We start from the raw sequence: 15682 nt of genomic DNA on the forward strand, positions 1-15682 counted from the left end.
GAGATCCCTGGAAAGTATCGACTGGCAGCTTTCGGTCAATTGAAAAGCCCTGATGGCGCTATCGATTGCGCTGATACGACCGATGGGCTGTTGCTGGCCCAACGCAGGGAGCGGCGAAGCATTGACAGCCAGCCGGCGGCCGCGCCTGTTTTATCGCAGGGCCGACCGGGAGGAAATCATGGCGCAGGACATCGAAACCATTGCGGTCGCGGATCTGTTCGGACCGCCCTCGCCCGGCCGCCACCACACCGATGCGCGGATCATGGCTGCCGCCTCCGGCATCGGTTTCATGGCGATCCGGGATTTTCCTGGCGACGACTGGCTGACACGGGACAAGCGATTGCTGCTGCTCAATATCTTCACCCTGCCCGACGCGGAGAAGGCAAAGCTGCTTCGCTGGAATTTCGATCGCACGAAGAAGAACGTCTATCGTGGGTGGTTCCCACTGCAGCCGACGGCCGTCTCCTACAAGGAAGGCATCGATATAGGCCCGGACATTGCGCATGCGCCCACCAACGCCGCCGACGATGCGGGCGACCCGCTGCGCGAGCCGACTCCATTGCCGTCCGAAGCGGCGCTGCCTGGCTGGCGCGGTGCTGCCGCACAGTATTACCTGGCCATGGAAGCGCTCGGCAACGCGCTGATGCGCTCGATCGCGCGCGGGCTCGATCTGCCGGAAACCATCTTCGATGCGGATTTCGACGGCGGCATCTCGACGTTGCGGCTGATCCGCTATCCCTTGCGCGACGCCAACAGCGGTGTCGATCTGAGCGCGCCGGAGTTTTCCGTCGTCCACAAGGGCGAGACGCGCACCGTTATCGGCCGCGAACATGCCGATTCCGGCTTCGTCACGCTGCTGGCGCAGGACGGCGTCGAGGGGCTGCAAGCCAAAAACCTTGCCGGCGAATGGATCGACGTGCCGCCCGCCGACGGCACGCTGGCGGTCAATTTCGGCCAATTGCTCGAGCGCTGGACCGGCGGTCGTGTGCGGGCGACGCGGCACCGGGTGATTGCGCCGAAAACGGCGCGCTACTCGATTCCGTTCTTCTATGAGCCGCGGGTCGATGCGGAGATCGCGCCGCTCCTGCTGGCAGATGCGGCACCCTTCGAGCCGTTCCTCTATGGCGATTATCTCTGGGAGTCGGCGACGAATTTCGTCGAGATGAACGGCATCAAGCATTTGCGCGCGCCCCGCCGCGCCAAAGCTTCGTAATTCGGCCAAAAACCGGCCCGCCTCGCAGAGACGGCCGGCAGCATTCTGGGCAGAGCTACCTGGTTTCGCTCACGACCTCATCCCAGGTCTTCACCCTGGTCTCGCCATTGAGGAATGGCAGCGCGGCAGCCGTCAGTTCCGGAGCGAAGAAGACGTCGTAGTGGGTGCGGTTGGGAATGATGGCCAACCGGTTTTGCGACAGGTTTTCGCGCATCCAGCCTGCGTCTTTCAGCCCACCGCCGAGCATCTGGTAGAACTTGATCTCGTGCTCGGGCTTGTACATGTCGCTGTCGCCATAGGCCAGCATCACCGGCATCTTCAGCTTCGCCACATCGGCCGAATAGTCGTAATCCTTGCGCATGAAATTGCCGAGCGCGTCGAGCAGTTTCGGGAAATCGTCAGGACGCGGCGCAACGGCGACGTAGGATTTGTACATCGGCGTGTCCTTCATGAACTCGGCGGCAGCCGCACTCACCTGCGCCTGCTGCGGACGCATTTCGTCATAGAAGCCATCGGGAGAAAAGCCGGTGGAAACCAGCACCAGCCGGCGCACCACTTCCGGATGCTGGACGGCCAGGCGAAAGGCGACGCCGCCGCCTAGGGAATAGCCGAGCACGTCGACCTTGTCGTAGCCGAGCGCCTTGACGATGCCGGCCATATCGTCGCCCATCGCTTCCAGCGTGAAGGGACGCTCGCCGATCGCGGTGCGGCCGTGGCCCTGCAGGTCGACGGCAATGATGGTGCGGTTTTCCGCCAGCTTCGGCAGCAGCGGCGCGAACATGTCGGATGTGCCGAGACCGCCATGCAGCAGAAGCAGCGGCTCGCCCTTGCCGTAGACAGCATAGTAGTAGTTCAGGCCGCCGATCGGCAGCAGGCCGGACTTTTCCGGCTTCGGCATGGCTGTGGCTTCAGTGGTCATGGCGGGCTTGGTCTCCTCTGCATTGGTAAGGCCGGGTGCTGCGAACAAGGCTGCAACCGAGGCAAGAATGGCGAAAAGGGTCGCTCTGGACATGTCAGTCTCCTCCGGTGTCCGGGTCAAAAAAGGGGTTGCGGATTCAAAGGGTCTTGGCGAGTTCTTCGAGCTGCTCGGCGCACTGGCCCCAACCCTCGTGAAAACCCATCTTCTCATGCTGCTCGCGGTCGGCAGCGCTCCAGTGCCTGACCCGGGCGATGTAGCGGGTCTTGCCGTTGCCTTCGTCCTCGAAGGTCAGCACGACAGTCATGAACGGCTTTTCAGACGGCTCCCAGGCGCTGGTGTAGGCATCGGTGAAGACGATCTTTTCGCCGGGGACGACGTCGAGGAAGACGCCGGGATTGGGAAATTCGTTGCCGTCGGGGCCAGCCATGACGACAAGGCTGGAGCCGCCGCTGCGCACATCCATTTCGGCGCGCGGCGTCGTCCATGGCTTGGGTGAAAACCACTGCGTCACCAGCTTCGGCTCGGTCCAGCAGCGATAGACGCTCTGGCGCGGCGCATCGATGATGCGGCCAAGCACCAGTTCGCGGTCATTGGCGGGGACGATGTCGAGCTTGGTGGTCATTGGATTTCCTCGTTTTGGGGATTGAATTTGGGTTCTGCCCCAAGGACGGGTGAGTACGGCGCATGCCGACACGGTCCCGCGAAAAAAATCTGCGAAACGATGATCGGCCGGTTGTTGGGAGACTGTGGAGGAGTGCGCCTCAGTGACGCTTGGCCTGAACCAGATAGGCGTCGATCTCGTTCTCGCCGAGCCATTTGGCGGCTTCCAGTCGATGCAGGCCTTCGACCAGGATATGGCGCTTGCCGTCATGGCGGACCTGGATCGGCGTCTTCATGCCGTTTTCCAGGATGTCCTCAGCCAGATGCCGAACGGTTTCGGGATGCAGCGTCTTCTTGCGCGCCGTCGGCACGTAGATGTCGTCGACCTTGACCTTCTGCACTCTCAGCATGCCTGCTCCCGAGGCGGAAAATGCCGCCTTGCCTGAGATAGTCGCTTTGGCGGGAGTGGCCAAGAGCGGCCAAGCAATTGCTGGCCCGATCGTTTCCATTTGACGCTTGCCCGGGAGATGGCCGAAATGGCGGCCTTCGATCCTTTTCGGTGTCCATGACCCAGCTGCCGACCGAATTTCCCGATTTCGGACTGACGTCCGAGCAGCGCCGCGAGGCTGTGCGCGGCCATTATTATGAATGGCCGGGGATGGATGGCGAGCGCGGCGAGATCTGGTGCTATTCCGACCGCTTTTCCTACCGAGCTGGTGAGACCGTGACGCTGCATGTCAGCTCGACGGCGCCGCGCTTCAGCATCGACGTCATTCGAGACGGCGGCGCCGAAACCAAAGTCTTTGAGCAAATGGGCCTGTCGGCGCGCTGGCAGGACACGCCTGACCAGTGCTCGGTTGAAGGCTGCGGCTGGGAAGCGTCGTTCGAATTTCGCATCGGCGACGACTGGCCCGCCGGCGCCTATCGCCTCACGCTGGCGGCGGATGGCCGGGACGGCAAGCCGATCCATTGCCACCATCTCATCATCGTCGCTCCTCTGCCCGGCAAGAAACCTGGCCGTGTGCTGCAGGTGGCGGCGACGGGCACCTGGCTGTCCTACAACACCTGGGGCGGCTCAAATGCCTATCAGGGCATCACCGGGCCGGGCCGCGACCAGTATGCGCGCATGGTGTCGACGCAGCGGCCCTGGTGCCGCGGTTTCGTGGTGCTGCCCAAGGATGCGCCGCGGGTTCCGCTGGAGGTCGCGGTGCCGCCGAAGACGGTGCCGCGCTATCCCCATATGGAATGGGCTTATGCCACCGGGCATTCGAAGAAATACGCGTCGTCCGGCTGGGCTAGCTACGACAGCCACTTCTTCCGCTTTGCCGAGCGCGCCGGCTATCACGTCGATCTCGCCAGCCAGCACGATCTGCACTTTTCGCCCGAAATCCTCGACGGGTATGATTGCGTCGTCTTCGTCGGCCATGACGAATACTGGACCTGGGAAATGCGCGATGCGGTCGACAACTACGTTGAACGCGGCGGCCATGCGGCGCGCTTTGCCGGCAATTTCATGTGGCAGACCAGGCTCGAAGACGAAGGCCGCCGGCAGGTCTGCTACAAATACCGGGCGCGGGCCGAAGACCCCGTCTACGGCGGCGACGTCACCCGCGCCACCAATTCCTGGGAAGCGCCGGAGATCGGCCGGCCGGGTAGCGCCACGTTCGGCCTCAACGCCACACGCGGCGTCTATGCCGGCTGGGGTGGCTGTGCGCCGCGCGGCGTGCGCGGCTTTCCGGTCTATCGGCCCGAGCATTGGGCCTTTGCCGGCACCGGCATCTACTATGGCGACCTGCTCGGCGCCGACAGCCATGTCTATGGCTATGAGGTCGACGGGCTCGATTTCGAAATCCGCGGCGGCCTGCCCTATCCAACACCGAACAGCGGCGCGCCCGACGGCTTGCAAGTGCTGGCGGTGGGCATGGCAAGCCAGGTCGAGGAAAGCGCCGACATCCCGATCGAGGACCAGTTTTTGGCAGACGAGGACGGCCGTTTCACCGCCGAGACGCTGTTTGGGGAGCCAAGCGACGCCAATCTGGAAAAAGTCAAACGCGGCAATGGCATGATCGTCAATTTCCCGCGCGGCAAGGGCGAGGTCTTTCACGCCGGAAGCTGCGAATGGGTCGCAGGCCTCTCAAGGCAGGACCCGATGGTCGAGCGCGTGACCAAGAATGTAATCGATCGCTATCTCGGAAAGTCCTGACATGCAGAAGCCCTCCTCCGCTGAAACAGAAGCGCGCGCCCCCTCGCATCTGTTTTATCTCTCCAGCCTGCGCCGGCCGCTCATCGACCGCGCCGAAGGCATCTACATGTGGACGCAGGACGGTCGCCGTTTCATCGACGGCTCGAGCGGGCCGATGGTTGCCAATATCGGCCATTCCAACCGCAACGTGCTCGACGCCATGAAGCGGCAGATGGACCGCGCCACCTTCGCCTACCGGCTGCATTTCGAAAACGAACCGGCGGAAGAGCTGGCGCGGAAACTCGCGGGAAAACTGCCGGAGGGCATGGACCGCATCTTCTTCGTCTCCGGTGGCTCGGAAGCGACGGAATCCTGCATCAAGCTGGCGCGGCAATGGGCCGTCGCCACAGGCCAGCCCAAGCGCTGGAAGGTGATCACGCGTTTTCCCTCCTATCATGGCGGCACACTTGGTTCGCTGTCGATCACCGGCGACGATGCGCTGGCCGAGACCTTCACGCCGATGATGCGCGTGATGCCGACCGTACCGGCGCCGACCGCATGGCGCGACCGCGACAACCTGTCGATGGAACAGCGCGGCATCCGCTATTCCGACATGCTGGAGGAGAAAATCCAGGCCGAAGAGCCGGACAGCGTGCTCGCCTTCATCATGGAGCCGGTCGGCGGTGCTGCGACTTCCGCCCTGGTGGCGCCCGACAGCTATTATCCGCGCATCCGCGAAATCTGCGACCGCTATGGCATCCTGCTCATCCATGACGAAGTGATGAGCGGCGCCGGCCGCACAGGCAAATTCCTTGGCGGCGACCATTGGAACTGCAAGCCTGACATCGTCGCGCTGTCGAAGGGACTAGGCTCGGGCTATGCGCCGCTCGGCGCGCTTGCCGCGCCGATGCGGCTGGTCGAACCGCTGCTGGCCTCGGGCGGCTTCCAGCATGGCCACACCTATGCCGGCAACCCGCTGACCTGCGCCGCCGGGCTTGCGGTGCTCGGCGAAATGGACCGGCTCGACCTGATCGCCAACGCCGCCGCCATGGGCGACGTGCTGATGGACGGGCTGAAGGGGCTGGCCAAGCGCTTTCCATTCATTGCCGACGTGCGTGGCAAGGGCCTGCTCACCGGCGCCGAGATGGTTGCCGATCCCGATACGCTGCGGCCGATCGACCAGGGCAAGAAAGCCACCCAGCGTCTGCTCGACCTCGCCTACGAACGCGGGCTGATCATCTACGGCCGCAGGGTCAAGGGCGGCGTCGACGGTGATAATTTCATGGTCGCCCCGCCGATGATCGTCACGGCTGAACAGGTCGGCGAGATCCTTTCCATCATCGGCGACTCGCTGGAAGTTCTGGCGGCCGAGCTCGACCTGCCCGTCGAAGGTTAAAAGCATGGCGCCGCGGAAAGTCATCATCACCTGTGCGGTCACCGGCTCGGTGCACACGCCGTCCATGTCGCCCTATCTGCCGCTGACGCCGGACCAGATCGCGACGGACGCCATCGCGGCAGCGGAAGCCGGCGCCTCGATCCTGCACCTCCATGCCCGCGACCCCAGGGACGGTCGGCCGACCGCCGATCCTGAGGTGTTCATGCAATTCCTGCCACGCATCAAGCAGGCAACCGATGCCGTCATCAACATCACCACCGGTGGTTCGTCGCTGATGACGCTGGACCAGCGGCTGGCGGCCCCGCTCAGGGCCGAGCCGGAAATGTGCTCGCTCAACATGGGCTCGATGAATTTCGCGCTGTTCCCGATGCTCGACAAGCCAAGGGAATGGCAGCACGAGTGGGAACCAAAGCTGCTCGAAGCCACGCGCGACACTATCTTCAAGAACACCTTTGCCGATATGGAAGGCGTTCTCGAAAAACTCGGCAAGGGCTGCGGTACGCGCTTCGAGTTCGAATGCTACGATGTCGGTCATCTCTATTCGCTGGCGCATTTTCGCGACCGCGGCCTGGTGTCGGGGCCGCTGTTCATCCAGTTCGTGCTTGGCATTCTGGGCGGCATCGGTGCTGATCCCGACAATCTCATCCATATGAAGCGCATCGCCGACAAACTGTTCGGCGACAGCTACCAGTTCTCGGTGCTCGCCGCCGGCCGCAACCAGATGCCGCTGATCTCGATTGCGGCGGCGATGGGCGGCAATGTCCGCGTCGGGCTGGAGGACAGTCTCTACGATGGGCGGCAGCTGGCCAAATCCAACGCCGACCAGGTGCGCCGTATCCGCTCGATTCTCGACGGCCTGTCGCTGGACGTCGCCACACCGTTGGAGGCGCGTGACATGCTGGCGCTGAAGGGCGGCGACCGGGTAGCCTTCTAGGGCTTGCACGGGATCGCGTGGTAAAATGAGGCTGACATGGAAAAGATTCTGGTCTCGGCCTGCCTGCTTGGCAGCCACGTCCGCTATAACGGCTCCTACCGGCTCGACAACCATCCCGTATTGACGCGATGGCAGGCGGAGGGGCGGGTCGTGCAAATCTGCCCCGAGGTTGCCGCAGGCTTCTCCACGCCGCGTCCTCCGGCAGAAATTCGCGGCACAGGGGACGCTGTGCATGACGGTCAAGGCCGGGTGATCGAGCAGACGGGAAACGACGTGACCGCTCTCTATCTCGAAGCCGGCCAGCTTGCCCTCGATCTGGCCCGGGAAACCGGATGTCGCTATGCGGTTCTCACCGATAGCAGCCCGTCCTGTGGCTCAAGCTTCGTCCATGACGGCAGTTTTTCGGGCAAGCGCGTAGCCGGCCGTGGCACGACCACCGCGCTCCTGGAAGCGAATGGCATTCGCGTCTTTTCGGAAGACGATATCGGCGAACTTGACGACCTCCTGAACGGTTCAGCCGGAACCACGGCCTGATCCATGGCAGGAAAGATCCAGACCAGGACCAGCGATACCGTCATCCGCGTCGGCACCATCGGCGACGTCGACACCATCTACGGCGCGCTGCTCAAGCTCGGCACCCACATCGGCGGGCATCAGGAGATCACGTCCACCGCCGAGGATTTGCGCCGCTACGGTTTTGGTGAAAAGCCGGCCTTCTCCACCCTGATCGCCGAAGTGGGCGGTGAATTTGCGGGGCTCTGCCTGCATTTCCCGATCTTCTCGACCTGGATGGGGCGGCCCGGCGTCTATATCCAGGACCTCTACGTCGAGGATCGGTTTCGCGGCCGCAAGATCGGCGAAAAGCTGCTGCGCCGGGTCGCGCGCGACTGCCACAGGGATGGCGGCGCCTATCTCAGGCTGTCGGTCGATACCGACAATGACGGTGCCAAGGCCTTCTACGAAAGATTGGGCATCGGCTGGGCGCATTACGAGCAGACGCAGAAGATCGTCGGCGAGGCCTTTTTCGCCTTTGCCGATTCAGTGCTGGATGGGGAAACGGAATGAAAGCTTTCTTTGCCAAGGAGCAGAAACGCCACGACCCCAAGGCCTTCCTGTCCAGCGGTGCACCGCAGCCCAATCCTGAACAGCCGGAGCGCGCCGAGCGATTGTTAGCCGGCGCAAAATCCGCCGGCTTGACCATCGAGCGACCCAGGGATCATGGCCTTGGCCCGGTCGCGGCAGTGCATACGCCAGAGTATCTCGCCTTCCTCGAGCACATTTTTGCGCGCTGGCGGCGCATTGAGGGCGCCTCGGCGGAAGTCATCCCCAACATCCATCCGCTCGCCCGCGGCGGCGCCTACCCGGCTTCGGCGGTCGGCCAGGCCGGTTACCACATGGCGGACACAGCCTGCCCTATCTCGGCCGAGACCTGGCAGAGTGCGCTGTGGAGCGCCTGGAGCGCGGTCGAGGCTGCCGAAACCGTCAGGGCCGGCGCGCCCGCCGCATACGCGCTCTGCCGGCCGCCCGGCCACCATGCCTTTGCCGATGTCGCAGGCGGCTTCTGCTTCATCAACAATTCGGCGGTCGCAGCACAAAGGTTGCGTAAGCAGGCAGCGCGGGTGGCGATCCTCGATGTCGACCTGCATCACGGCAACGGCACGCAGGGCATCTTTTACGGGCGATCCGACGTGCTCACCGTCTCGCTGCATGCCGATCCGGTGCGCTTCTATCCGTTCTTCTGGGGCCATGCCGACGAGCGAGGCGAAGGGCCGGGCCTCGGCTATAATCTTAACCTGCCCTTGCCGCGCAAGTCAGCCGATGCGGCATTTCTCGAAGCGCTTCAAGCGGCGGTCCAGCGCATCCAGGCCTTCGCGCCGGAGGCGCTGGTCGTGGCGCTCGGTCTCGATGCGTTCGAGGGCGACCCGTTCGGCGGGCTTTCGGTGACCACGCCCGGCTTCTCGCGCATCGGCGAGGCGATCGCAAAGCTGGGCCTGCCGACGGTGATCGTGCAGGAAGGCGGCTATCTCTGTGACGCACTCGGCGACAACCTCACCGCCTTCCTCACCGGCTTCGGCGACAAACAGCGATAGTTGGCTAGAGCGTTTCACCGTTTCACGGAAACGTCAAACCGCTCTATGTCTTTGTTTTTTACGCAATTCCGGACGGAAAACCCGCTCACACTTTTCCTGGAATTGCTCTAGCGCTGTTGCCTCAGCATGGCGATGACCCGGTGCACGCTCTCCAGCGTCTCGTCGATTTCGGCCGCCGTGTTGTAGTGGGCAATACCGATGCGCACGACGCCTTGCTCGGCAGGAATGCCGAGCTGGTGAACGATCTCCCAGGCGTAGTTGTGGCCCGACCACAGGAAGATGTTTTCGGCATTCATCTGCCGCACGATCGTCTCCGGCACGATGCCTTCGACCGTGAACGAAACCGTCGGCACACGCTCGTTGACCCGTTTGGGATCGGTGATGCCGCGGATGGTCAGGCCCTCAATGTCCGACAACCCCTCGATCAGCCTTAGCGCCAACGGGTTTTCGTAGGCGATCGAGACCTGGAATGCCTTGGCAATCCTGCGTCTCCGTGAACCGCCCTCGCCGGCTACGGCACCCAGTTCCGCGAAATAATCGACCGCCGCCGTTAGGCCGGCCATCAGTTCGATCTGTGGCGTGCCGAGTTCGAACCGCTCAGGCAAGCCATTGGACGAGCAGCGGCATTTGTAGGGTTTCAGCGCATCGATGACATCACGACGGCCCCAAAGGATGCCCATATGCGGCCCGAAGAATTTGTAGGCCGAGCAGACCAGGAAATCGCAGCCGAGCTCCTGCACATCGACCAGCCCGTGCGGGGCGAACTGTACGGCATCGACATAGACCAGCGCGCCGGCCTGTTTGGCGATTGCCGTCAGCGCCTGAACCCGGTTGATCGAGCCGGTGAGGTTCGAGGCATAGTTCAGCGCGACGAGCCGCGTCTTGTCGGTGAGCAGAGCGCTGAGTGCCGCCTCTTCGACCTGCCAGCTCTTCTCGTCGAAGGGCAGGAAGCGCACGACAAGGCCGAGATCCTCGGCCAGTTGCAGCCAGGGCGAGACATTTCCCTCGTGATCCATGCGGGTGACGATGATCTCGTCGCCCGGCTTGAAGCCGCGGCCGAGCGTGCGCGACATGTGATAGGTCAGCGTCGTCATGTTGGCGCCGATGATGATTTCCTCTGGGCTTGCCGCGCCGAGGAAATCGGCCATTGCCGCATGGGCGTCGTCAACCACCTTTTGCGCGGCAATCGTGGTCTCGAAATGGCCGCCGAGATTGGCGTTGGTAGTCAACAGACAGCGCGCCACCGCATCGGCAACCGCCTGCGGTACCTGCGTGCCAGCCGGATTGTCGAGATAGATGCGCCGGCGGCCCTTGTCGGTCAGGCCCAGCGCCGGAAATTTCCCCCTGACAGTCTCGATCGGAAAATCCATTGCTGTCCCCTTCCCCTTGTCTTTGCTCGGCAATCCCGTCCGGGCGGCTTGCCTATGGGCACGGATTGCCAACGCGCTGGTGGATCGCGTCGACGGCCTTCTGCATCTCGTCGGTCCAGGTCACGTCGGCCGAGGACAACGCCATTTCAAGCTGGGCAATCGTCGTCGCGCCGATGATGCTGGAAGTTACAAATGGCCGGCTGGCGACATAGGCGTTGGCGAACAGCGCCGGTTCGAGGCCAAAGGAGCGCGCCAGCTCATTGTACTCGAGCTGCGCTTCCGCTGCGTTCGGCGTCTCATAGCGCTGGCCGCGGTTGAACAGCTGCGAGCGCGAGCCTTGCGGCCGCGCGCCATGGTCGTATTTGCCGGTAAGATAGCCTTGCGCCAGCGGCGAATAGGCGAGAAAGCCAACCTCTTCGCGCTCACAAACCTCGGCCAGGTTCACCTCGAAGGTGCGGTTGACGAGGTTGTAGGCGTTCTGCAGCGAAACGACACGCGGGCCCACGCCCTTGTCGGCCTCGGCGATGAAGCGCATGACGCCCCAGGAGCTTTCGTTCGACAGGCCGAGATGACGGATTTTTCCGGCCTTCACCAGTTCGTCGAAGACGGCCAGCGTCTCGGCGATCGGCGTCTCGCCTGCCGGCGCGCCAATGGCGTCGGCACGGCGCGGCGTGGCGCCGACACGAGTCGGGTTGGCGCCCCACGGAATGTCGCGCTCCGGCCAGTGGATCTGGTAGAGATCGAGATAGTCGGTGCCGAGCTTGGCCAGCGATTTGTCGATGGCATCAAAGATGTCGGCGCGCACCAGCTTCGAGGGACGGTCGCCGCGAAACCAGCGGTTGGCGGTGCGGCCGACCACTTTCGAGGCCAGGATGACCTTGTCGCGATTGCCCTTGGCCTTCATCCAGCTGCCGATGAACTTCTCCGTCCGTCCTTGAGTCTCCTCTTTGGGCGGGATCGGATAGAGTTCGGCGGTGTCGATGAAATTCACGCCGCGCTCAAAAGCCAGATCCATCTGCGCATGGCCTTCGGCCTCGGTGTTCTGCTGGCCCCATGTCATCGACCCCAGGCAGATCTGGGTAACAAGAAGATCGGTCCGACCGAGACGGCGTTTGTGCATGGATTTCTGCTCCGGAGGGAAAGCTGGCGCGGCAGCGCGGGAAGGAAGCGGTATCCTATAGCAAAGCCGGGCGGCTCTCCAACCCTTGGCTGACCGACTTTTATGTGAAGCTTGGCAAAGTCAGCGCCGGGCGCCGGCCAGCGCGCGCCGCTTGGCTTCGTCGATCAGCATGTTGGCCACCTGCATGCGGATCATGGCGCGCTGGCGCAGATGTGGCGCGACACGATCGGGATGGTTGGCGAAGGCGAAGCTGCGGCGCATGCGGCCGAGATCGGCAGTCTTGACGGGATGATCGAGGCCGAGTTCGACGGCGATCGCTTCAGGATCGATCGGCGGCAGTCGTTCCTCGGGCTTTGCTTCCTCGCCGGCCAGCGCCAGCTTGGCTTGGTCGAGAAGGGCTGCGAATTCGGCGGCAAGATCGGACCCTGCTTCGCGATACTCGGCAGTGAAGGTTTCGCCGGACACCTTGATGCGGCCGGAATGAAGCTCGTCGGCCACGGACAGATAGTCGAACGGGATCGACGGCCGCGCGCCTGTCTCGTCGTTCGCCTCGTCTTTTTCCGACCCCACGAAGAGATCGTCCAGCAAGGAAGCGAAATCCCGCTTGGCGCCGATGACAGCCTCCCCCTTGTGAGCACGCGAATGCGTTTGAGACGGTCGCACCATAGAACCGGCTCGTTAAAAATGAATGCCACTGATCTTAACCAGTTTAGGCGTTCGCCAGGCTGGCGCTGCCGATTAGCCGGCTGCTGACGCAAGCTCAACAAAAAGCCGGACTGCATTTGCATGCAGTCCGGAAATTTCGCCAGGAGTGGCGAGGAAAAGCCGGCCATGTGCCAGCGTCTATGCGTACGGTCGGCGCCAACCAAAAGTTTCAGCGAATGAGCCAATCGTGCCGAAAAAAAATTGCATGGCATGGCTGCCATGCAAATGCTGCACTGCACAATCTTCACATTTTTCCTATATTCGGTGACGTGGAGGATGAACTAGGGGCCGAATCATGGGGTTCTTCACTGAAATGTTTGCTCGTCCGCGTCCGCAGGAGCATCAGCGTTATCGTTCCGCCTTGGCGCTGTTGCATTCGATGAGTAATGCCGACCGCGCCGACATCGGCATCAAGCCGGCCGATTTCCCGCGCATCGCGCGCGAAATGTCCGCGCGGTAAGCCAGCGTATGACGAGGTTTCCCGGCCGCTGCCGGGAAACCTCGGAATGCCGAATTCCTCAACGATTGCCGAGATAGGCACCCTTCGTCAACGGCACGCCATTGTGGCGCAGGATGTCGTACGCCGTCGTCACGTGGAAATAGAAGTTGGGCATGGCGACATGCAGCAGATACTGCAGCCCGGGCATCGAGACCTCGCGCGGGCCAAACTTCAGTTCGACCACCCTGTCATCCGAACCATCGAATTCGGCAGCCGAGAATGACGCCAGCAGATCAAGCGTCTTGGTCAGGCGCGCCTGAAGCTCGGCGAAGGTCGCTTCATTGTCGTCGTATTTCGGCACCTCGCGGCGGGCCAGCCGCGACGGCGCGCCCTTGGCGTGGTCGGTGGCGACCTGCACCTGCCTGACCAGCGCGTACATGTCCGGCGCCAGCCTTGCTGTCAAAAACACCTGCGGGTCGATCTTGCGCTCAAGCGCATTCTGTTCGGCAGCCGTCAGAATGCCGGACAGCGCCTTCAGCCTGGCCGAAAAAACCGGCACGGAGGCTTCATACATCGATAGTGTCACGTCAAATCTCCATTGCGGCTGAAGCGCCGACGAGGGACGTAGCGCCTTCCCCCGTGATCTTCAAGCAACGGCAGCGATGCGTCACCCCGCCGCCGCAATCCATATGGTAGAATCTTCGTTACCGTGCGGAGATTCCCGATGAAGCGCATCTTTCTCGCAGCAACTGCACTCTTTTCCCTTGCAGCGGTCGGCCAGTCGGCGATGGCGGACGACGATACGCCCGAAGCCCCTTATGTCGACGACCGGTCGAGCGCCGAGGCCGTCGTCCAGTCGCTCTACAGTGCCATCAACCGGCACGAATTCGCCCGCGCCTGGGGCTATTACGGCGATACGAAGCCGGCAAAGGATTTTGACGCCTTCGTCAAGGGCTATGACGGCACTGACAAGGTCGAGGTCGATACGGGAGCCGTTTCCAGTGACGGCGCGGCCGGCAGCATCTATTACAGCGTTCCCGTCGCCATCAAGGCCACCGACAAGGATGGGAATGAGAAGGTCTTCGCCGGCTGCTACACACTGCGGCAGGTGAACGCGCAGGCGCAGGCAGCGCCTCCCTTCGATCCCATCCATATCGAAAAAGGCGCGCTAAAACCCTCCACCGCCGATTTCGAGGAGGCGGTGCCGGCAAGCTGCGGCGACGGTCCGCCGCCGCCGAAGAAGGACACCGCGCTTGAGCAGGCCAAGAAGGCGTTCCTGGCGACCTATGGCAGCCAGTGCGACAAGCAATTTCTCGACGATATCGAGCCAAACGCTTTTTCGATCAAATACAAGGACAAGGACGCACAGCCTGGCGACCCTGAAAAGGAAACGCGGCTTTTCGAATTCTACTGTTCCGCCGCAGCCTACAATACCGCCTCGGTCTACTACATGACGGATGCGCTTAGTGAAGTGCTCCAGTTGCAGTTCGCCGAGCCGGAACTGGACATACGCTACGAGAACAATGACAGCGACGGCAAACTGCTGGGTGTGACCGTCACCGGTTTCCACACGACCGGCTGGGCGACCAATCCCGAATATGACGAAGAGACCAGGACGATTCGCACGTTCAACAAATGGCGCGGCGTCGGTGATGCCTCCGACAGCGGCACCTATCTGTTCCGCAACGGCGACTTCTCGCTGGTTCAGTACGATGTTGACGCGTCTTACGACGGCGAGGAGAATCCGCAGACGGTGGTCGACTACAACACCGCGCCTTGAGGCCGGCTCAGGGGGCTTTCGACAGCATCCAGTTCAGCGTTTGGCGCCAGTCGACCATGCGGATCGGCGTGCCGTGGGTGCCGGTCTCGAAACGGACGAAGTGTGTCGGATAGGGATAGGCTTTCGAGTTCGCGATGATTGAGCGGAAGAAGGCTTCCTGCTTCTCCACGGGAAAGACCGGATCCTTGCTGCCCTGGCCGAAGAACACCGGCACATGACGCCTGTAGGCGGGGCTTGCCAAAAAGCTGTCATCCCATAGCGAGCCAAGCAGCAAGAGCCCGTTTATGCGCCGTCCCGTATCGTTTCGGCCGGCAAGCTTCCAGCACAACGAACCGCCCATCGAGCCGCAGGCGACGAAGATCTTTGCGTCTGGCGAGGCCTCAGCATAATGGCTGATCAATGCTGCGACCTGGGCTGCGCCCTTGTCACCGAAATCGGTGAAATCGGGTGAGAGATAGAGGCCGCCATTGCCGGCCATCAGGTTCTTGATGCGGTTGAAGTTGCCGCCGAAGGTGAAGTCGTCGACGCCCTGCTTGCGGCTGCCGCCCTGCCCGTGCAGGTAAAGCACGATGATGCCGGCGCCCTCGGTCTTGCCGACAGCGACATGCCGGACATCGCCGGCATCGGTTTTCAGCATCAGATCCTGCTGCACCTTGCGCACGCTTGTGTCGGTGTACTGCGCATGCACGCGCTTTTCCGGCACCTGGTCGCGGGCGTTGATGTCGCGCATTTCCTGGTAGTCGATGACGGTGTGCGCACCGTTGTCGGATGACGACAGCGTCGCCGGATAGGCGAAGAGATCGTCTTTGAAGGGCTTTAGCTCCAGGGCGACCGCATGAGCTGCGGACAGCGAAAGAATGATTGCGGTGAGCAGCGCACGGGAGAATGGGAAGCGAAGAGCCATCCTTCAGCCATGCGTTTTTCAGCTTCGGTT

17 protein-coding genes are annotated in these 15682 nt (G+C 62.6%); 9 read left to right on the top strand and 8 right to left on the bottom strand.

Annotation, left to right across the window (positions count from 1 at the left end; all coding sequences use genetic code 11):
• Positions 1–178 precede the first annotated feature (178 nt).
• Positions 179–1213: an isopenicillin N synthase family dioxygenase gene (locus ACWGTI_RS11000; protein ID WP_454587125.1), complete on the top strand. Its 1035-nt coding sequence runs from the start codon at positions 179–181 to the stop codon at positions 1211–1213.
• A 55-nt stretch (positions 1214–1268) separates the two neighbouring features.
• Here the strand turns inward: ACWGTI_RS11000 and ACWGTI_RS11005 are convergent, their stop codons facing one another.
• The 3 genes from ACWGTI_RS11005 to ACWGTI_RS11015 all read right to left on the bottom strand — a co-directional run bounded on the left by ACWGTI_RS11005 (position 1269) and on the right by ACWGTI_RS11015 (position 3142).
• Complete coding sequence (locus tag ACWGTI_RS11005; protein ID WP_454587126.1) at positions 1269–2225, bottom strand: alpha/beta fold hydrolase; 957 nt, start codon at positions 2223–2225, stop codon at positions 1269–1271.
• A 43-nt stretch (positions 2226–2268) separates the two neighbouring features.
• Positions 2269–2754, bottom strand: a complete 486-nt coding sequence (locus ACWGTI_RS11010) for an SRPBCC family protein (protein ID WP_454587127.1) — start codon at positions 2752–2754, stop codon at positions 2269–2271.
• A gap of 139 nt (positions 2755–2893) precedes the next feature.
• Complete coding sequence (locus tag ACWGTI_RS11015; RefSeq protein WP_454587128.1) at positions 2894–3142, bottom strand: ParB N-terminal domain-containing protein; 249 nt, start codon at positions 3140–3142, stop codon at positions 2894–2896.
• 155 nt (positions 3143–3297) lie between these two features.
• Here ACWGTI_RS11015 and ACWGTI_RS11020 point away from each other — a divergent pair, with 155 nt between their 5' ends.
• Genes ACWGTI_RS11020 through ACWGTI_RS11045 form a run of 6 tightly spaced genes read left to right on the top strand, consistent with a single transcriptional unit; the run spans position 3298 to position 9334 of the window.
• Complete coding sequence (locus ACWGTI_RS11020) at positions 3298–4935, top strand: N,N-dimethylformamidase beta subunit family domain-containing protein (RefSeq protein WP_454587129.1); 1638 nt, start codon at positions 3298–3300, stop codon at positions 4933–4935.
• Position 4936: 1 nt separating this feature from the next.
• Positions 4937–6310, top strand: a complete 1374-nt coding sequence (locus tag ACWGTI_RS11025) for an aminotransferase family protein (RefSeq protein WP_454587130.1) — start codon at positions 4937–4939, stop codon at positions 6308–6310.
• Between the two features lie 4 nt (positions 6311–6314).
• Positions 6315–7244 carry a 3-keto-5-aminohexanoate cleavage protein gene (locus tag ACWGTI_RS11030; protein ID WP_454587131.1) on the top strand — a complete coding sequence of 310 codons (930 nt, stop codon included), beginning with the start codon at positions 6315–6317 and terminating at the stop codon, positions 7242–7244.
• 36 nt (positions 7245–7280) lie between these two features.
• On the top strand, positions 7281–7778 hold the full coding sequence (locus ACWGTI_RS11035; protein ID WP_454587132.1) for a DUF523 domain-containing protein: 498 nt from the start codon (positions 7281–7283) through the stop codon (positions 7776–7778).
• 3 nt (positions 7779–7781) lie between these two features.
• Positions 7782–8309 (top strand): N-acetyltransferase family protein, encoded by a 528-nt coding sequence (locus ACWGTI_RS11040; protein ID WP_454587133.1) that lies wholly within the window; start codon positions 7782–7784, stop codon positions 8307–8309.
• Entirely contained in the window at positions 8306–9334 is a 1029-nt protein-coding gene (locus ACWGTI_RS11045) for a histone deacetylase family protein (RefSeq protein WP_454587134.1), read from the top strand. Before ACWGTI_RS11040 ends, ACWGTI_RS11045 begins: the two co-directional genes overlap by 4 nt.
• Positions 9335–9441: 107 nt before the next feature.
• Here the strand turns inward: ACWGTI_RS11045 and ACWGTI_RS11050 are convergent, their stop codons facing one another.
• From ACWGTI_RS11050 to ACWGTI_RS11060, 3 genes are all read right to left on the bottom strand, one after another.
• Positions 9442–10704: a cysteine desulfurase-like protein gene (locus ACWGTI_RS11050; RefSeq protein ID WP_454587135.1), complete on the bottom strand. Its 1263-nt coding sequence runs from the start codon at positions 10702–10704 to the stop codon at positions 9442–9444.
• A 52-nt stretch (positions 10705–10756) separates the two neighbouring features.
• Entirely contained in the window at positions 10757–11824 is a 1068-nt protein-coding gene (locus ACWGTI_RS11055; protein WP_454587136.1) for an aldo/keto reductase, read from the bottom strand.
• Positions 11825–11944: 120 nt separating this feature from the next.
• Positions 11945–12412, bottom strand: coding sequence for a hypothetical protein (locus ACWGTI_RS11060; protein ID WP_454587137.1), 468 nt, complete (start codon positions 12410–12412; stop codon positions 11945–11947).
• Positions 12413–12824: 412 nt separating this feature from the next.
• On the opposite strand from ACWGTI_RS11060, the gene ACWGTI_RS11065 reads away from it, so the two are divergent.
• A complete protein-coding gene (locus tag ACWGTI_RS11065; protein ID WP_454587138.1) occupies positions 12825–12989 on the top strand; it encodes a hypothetical protein in 165 nt (54 codons plus the stop codon).
• A gap of 58 nt (positions 12990–13047) precedes the next feature.
• On the opposite strand, the gene ACWGTI_RS11070 is transcribed toward ACWGTI_RS11065, so the two are convergent.
• On the bottom strand, positions 13048–13554 hold the full coding sequence (locus ACWGTI_RS11070; protein WP_454587139.1) for a DUF1993 domain-containing protein: 507 nt from the start codon (positions 13552–13554) through the stop codon (positions 13048–13050).
• Positions 13555–13692: 138 nt separating this feature from the next.
• Here ACWGTI_RS11070 and ACWGTI_RS11075 point away from each other — a divergent pair, with 138 nt between their 5' ends.
• A complete protein-coding gene (locus ACWGTI_RS11075) occupies positions 13693–14748 on the top strand; it encodes a DUF1176 domain-containing protein (RefSeq protein ID WP_454587140.1) in 1056 nt (351 codons plus the stop codon).
• Positions 14749–14755: 7 nt separating this feature from the next.
• Here ACWGTI_RS11075 and ACWGTI_RS11080 read toward each other — a convergent pair whose 3' ends face one another.
• Positions 14756–15652 carry an alpha/beta hydrolase gene (locus tag ACWGTI_RS11080; protein WP_454587141.1) on the bottom strand — a complete coding sequence of 299 codons (897 nt, stop codon included), beginning with the start codon at positions 15650–15652 and terminating at the stop codon, positions 14756–14758.
• Positions 15653–15682: the final 30 nt, after the last annotated feature.

Source organism: Mesorhizobium sp. ArgA1 (assembly GCF_053714375.1).

Bases quoted from the DNA above. Each gene is read 5' to 3' on its own strand.
- ACWGTI_RS11000 (WP_454587125.1), top strand. From the start codon at position 179: ATGGCGCAGGACATCGAAACCATTGCGGTCGCGGATCTGTTCGGACCG.
- ACWGTI_RS11005 (WP_454587126.1), bottom strand. From the start codon at position 2,225: ATGTCCAGAGCGACCCTTTTCGCCATTCTTGCCTCGGTTGCAGCCTTG.
- ACWGTI_RS11010 (WP_454587127.1), bottom strand. From the start codon at position 2,754: ATGACCACCAAGCTCGACATCGTCCCCGCCAATGACCGCGAACTGGTG.
- ACWGTI_RS11015 (WP_454587128.1), bottom strand. From the start codon at position 3,142: ATGCTGAGAGTGCAGAAGGTCAAGGTCGACGACATCTACGTGCCGACG.
- ACWGTI_RS11020 (WP_454587129.1), top strand. From the start codon at position 3,298: ATGACCCAGCTGCCGACCGAATTTCCCGATTTCGGACTGACGTCCGAG.
- ACWGTI_RS11025 (WP_454587130.1), top strand. From the start codon at position 4,937: ATGCAGAAGCCCTCCTCCGCTGAAACAGAAGCGCGCGCCCCCTCGCAT.
- ACWGTI_RS11030 (WP_454587131.1), top strand. From the start codon at position 6,315: ATGGCGCCGCGGAAAGTCATCATCACCTGTGCGGTCACCGGCTCGGTG.
- ACWGTI_RS11035 (WP_454587132.1), top strand. From the start codon at position 7,281: ATGGAAAAGATTCTGGTCTCGGCCTGCCTGCTTGGCAGCCACGTCCGC.
- ACWGTI_RS11040 (WP_454587133.1), top strand. From the start codon at position 7,782: ATGGCAGGAAAGATCCAGACCAGGACCAGCGATACCGTCATCCGCGTC.
- ACWGTI_RS11045 (WP_454587134.1), top strand. From the start codon at position 8,306: ATGAAAGCTTTCTTTGCCAAGGAGCAGAAACGCCACGACCCCAAGGCC.
- ACWGTI_RS11050 (WP_454587135.1), bottom strand. From the start codon at position 10,704: ATGGATTTTCCGATCGAGACTGTCAGGGGGAAATTTCCGGCGCTGGGC.
- ACWGTI_RS11055 (WP_454587136.1), bottom strand. From the start codon at position 11,824: ATGCACAAACGCCGTCTCGGTCGGACCGATCTTCTTGTTACCCAGATC.
- ACWGTI_RS11065 (WP_454587138.1), top strand. From the start codon at position 12,825: ATGGGGTTCTTCACTGAAATGTTTGCTCGTCCGCGTCCGCAGGAGCAT.
- ACWGTI_RS11075 (WP_454587140.1), top strand. From the start codon at position 13,693: ATGAAGCGCATCTTTCTCGCAGCAACTGCACTCTTTTCCCTTGCAGCG.
- ACWGTI_RS11080 (WP_454587141.1), bottom strand. From the start codon at position 15,652: ATGGCTCTTCGCTTCCCATTCTCCCGTGCGCTGCTCACCGCAATCATT.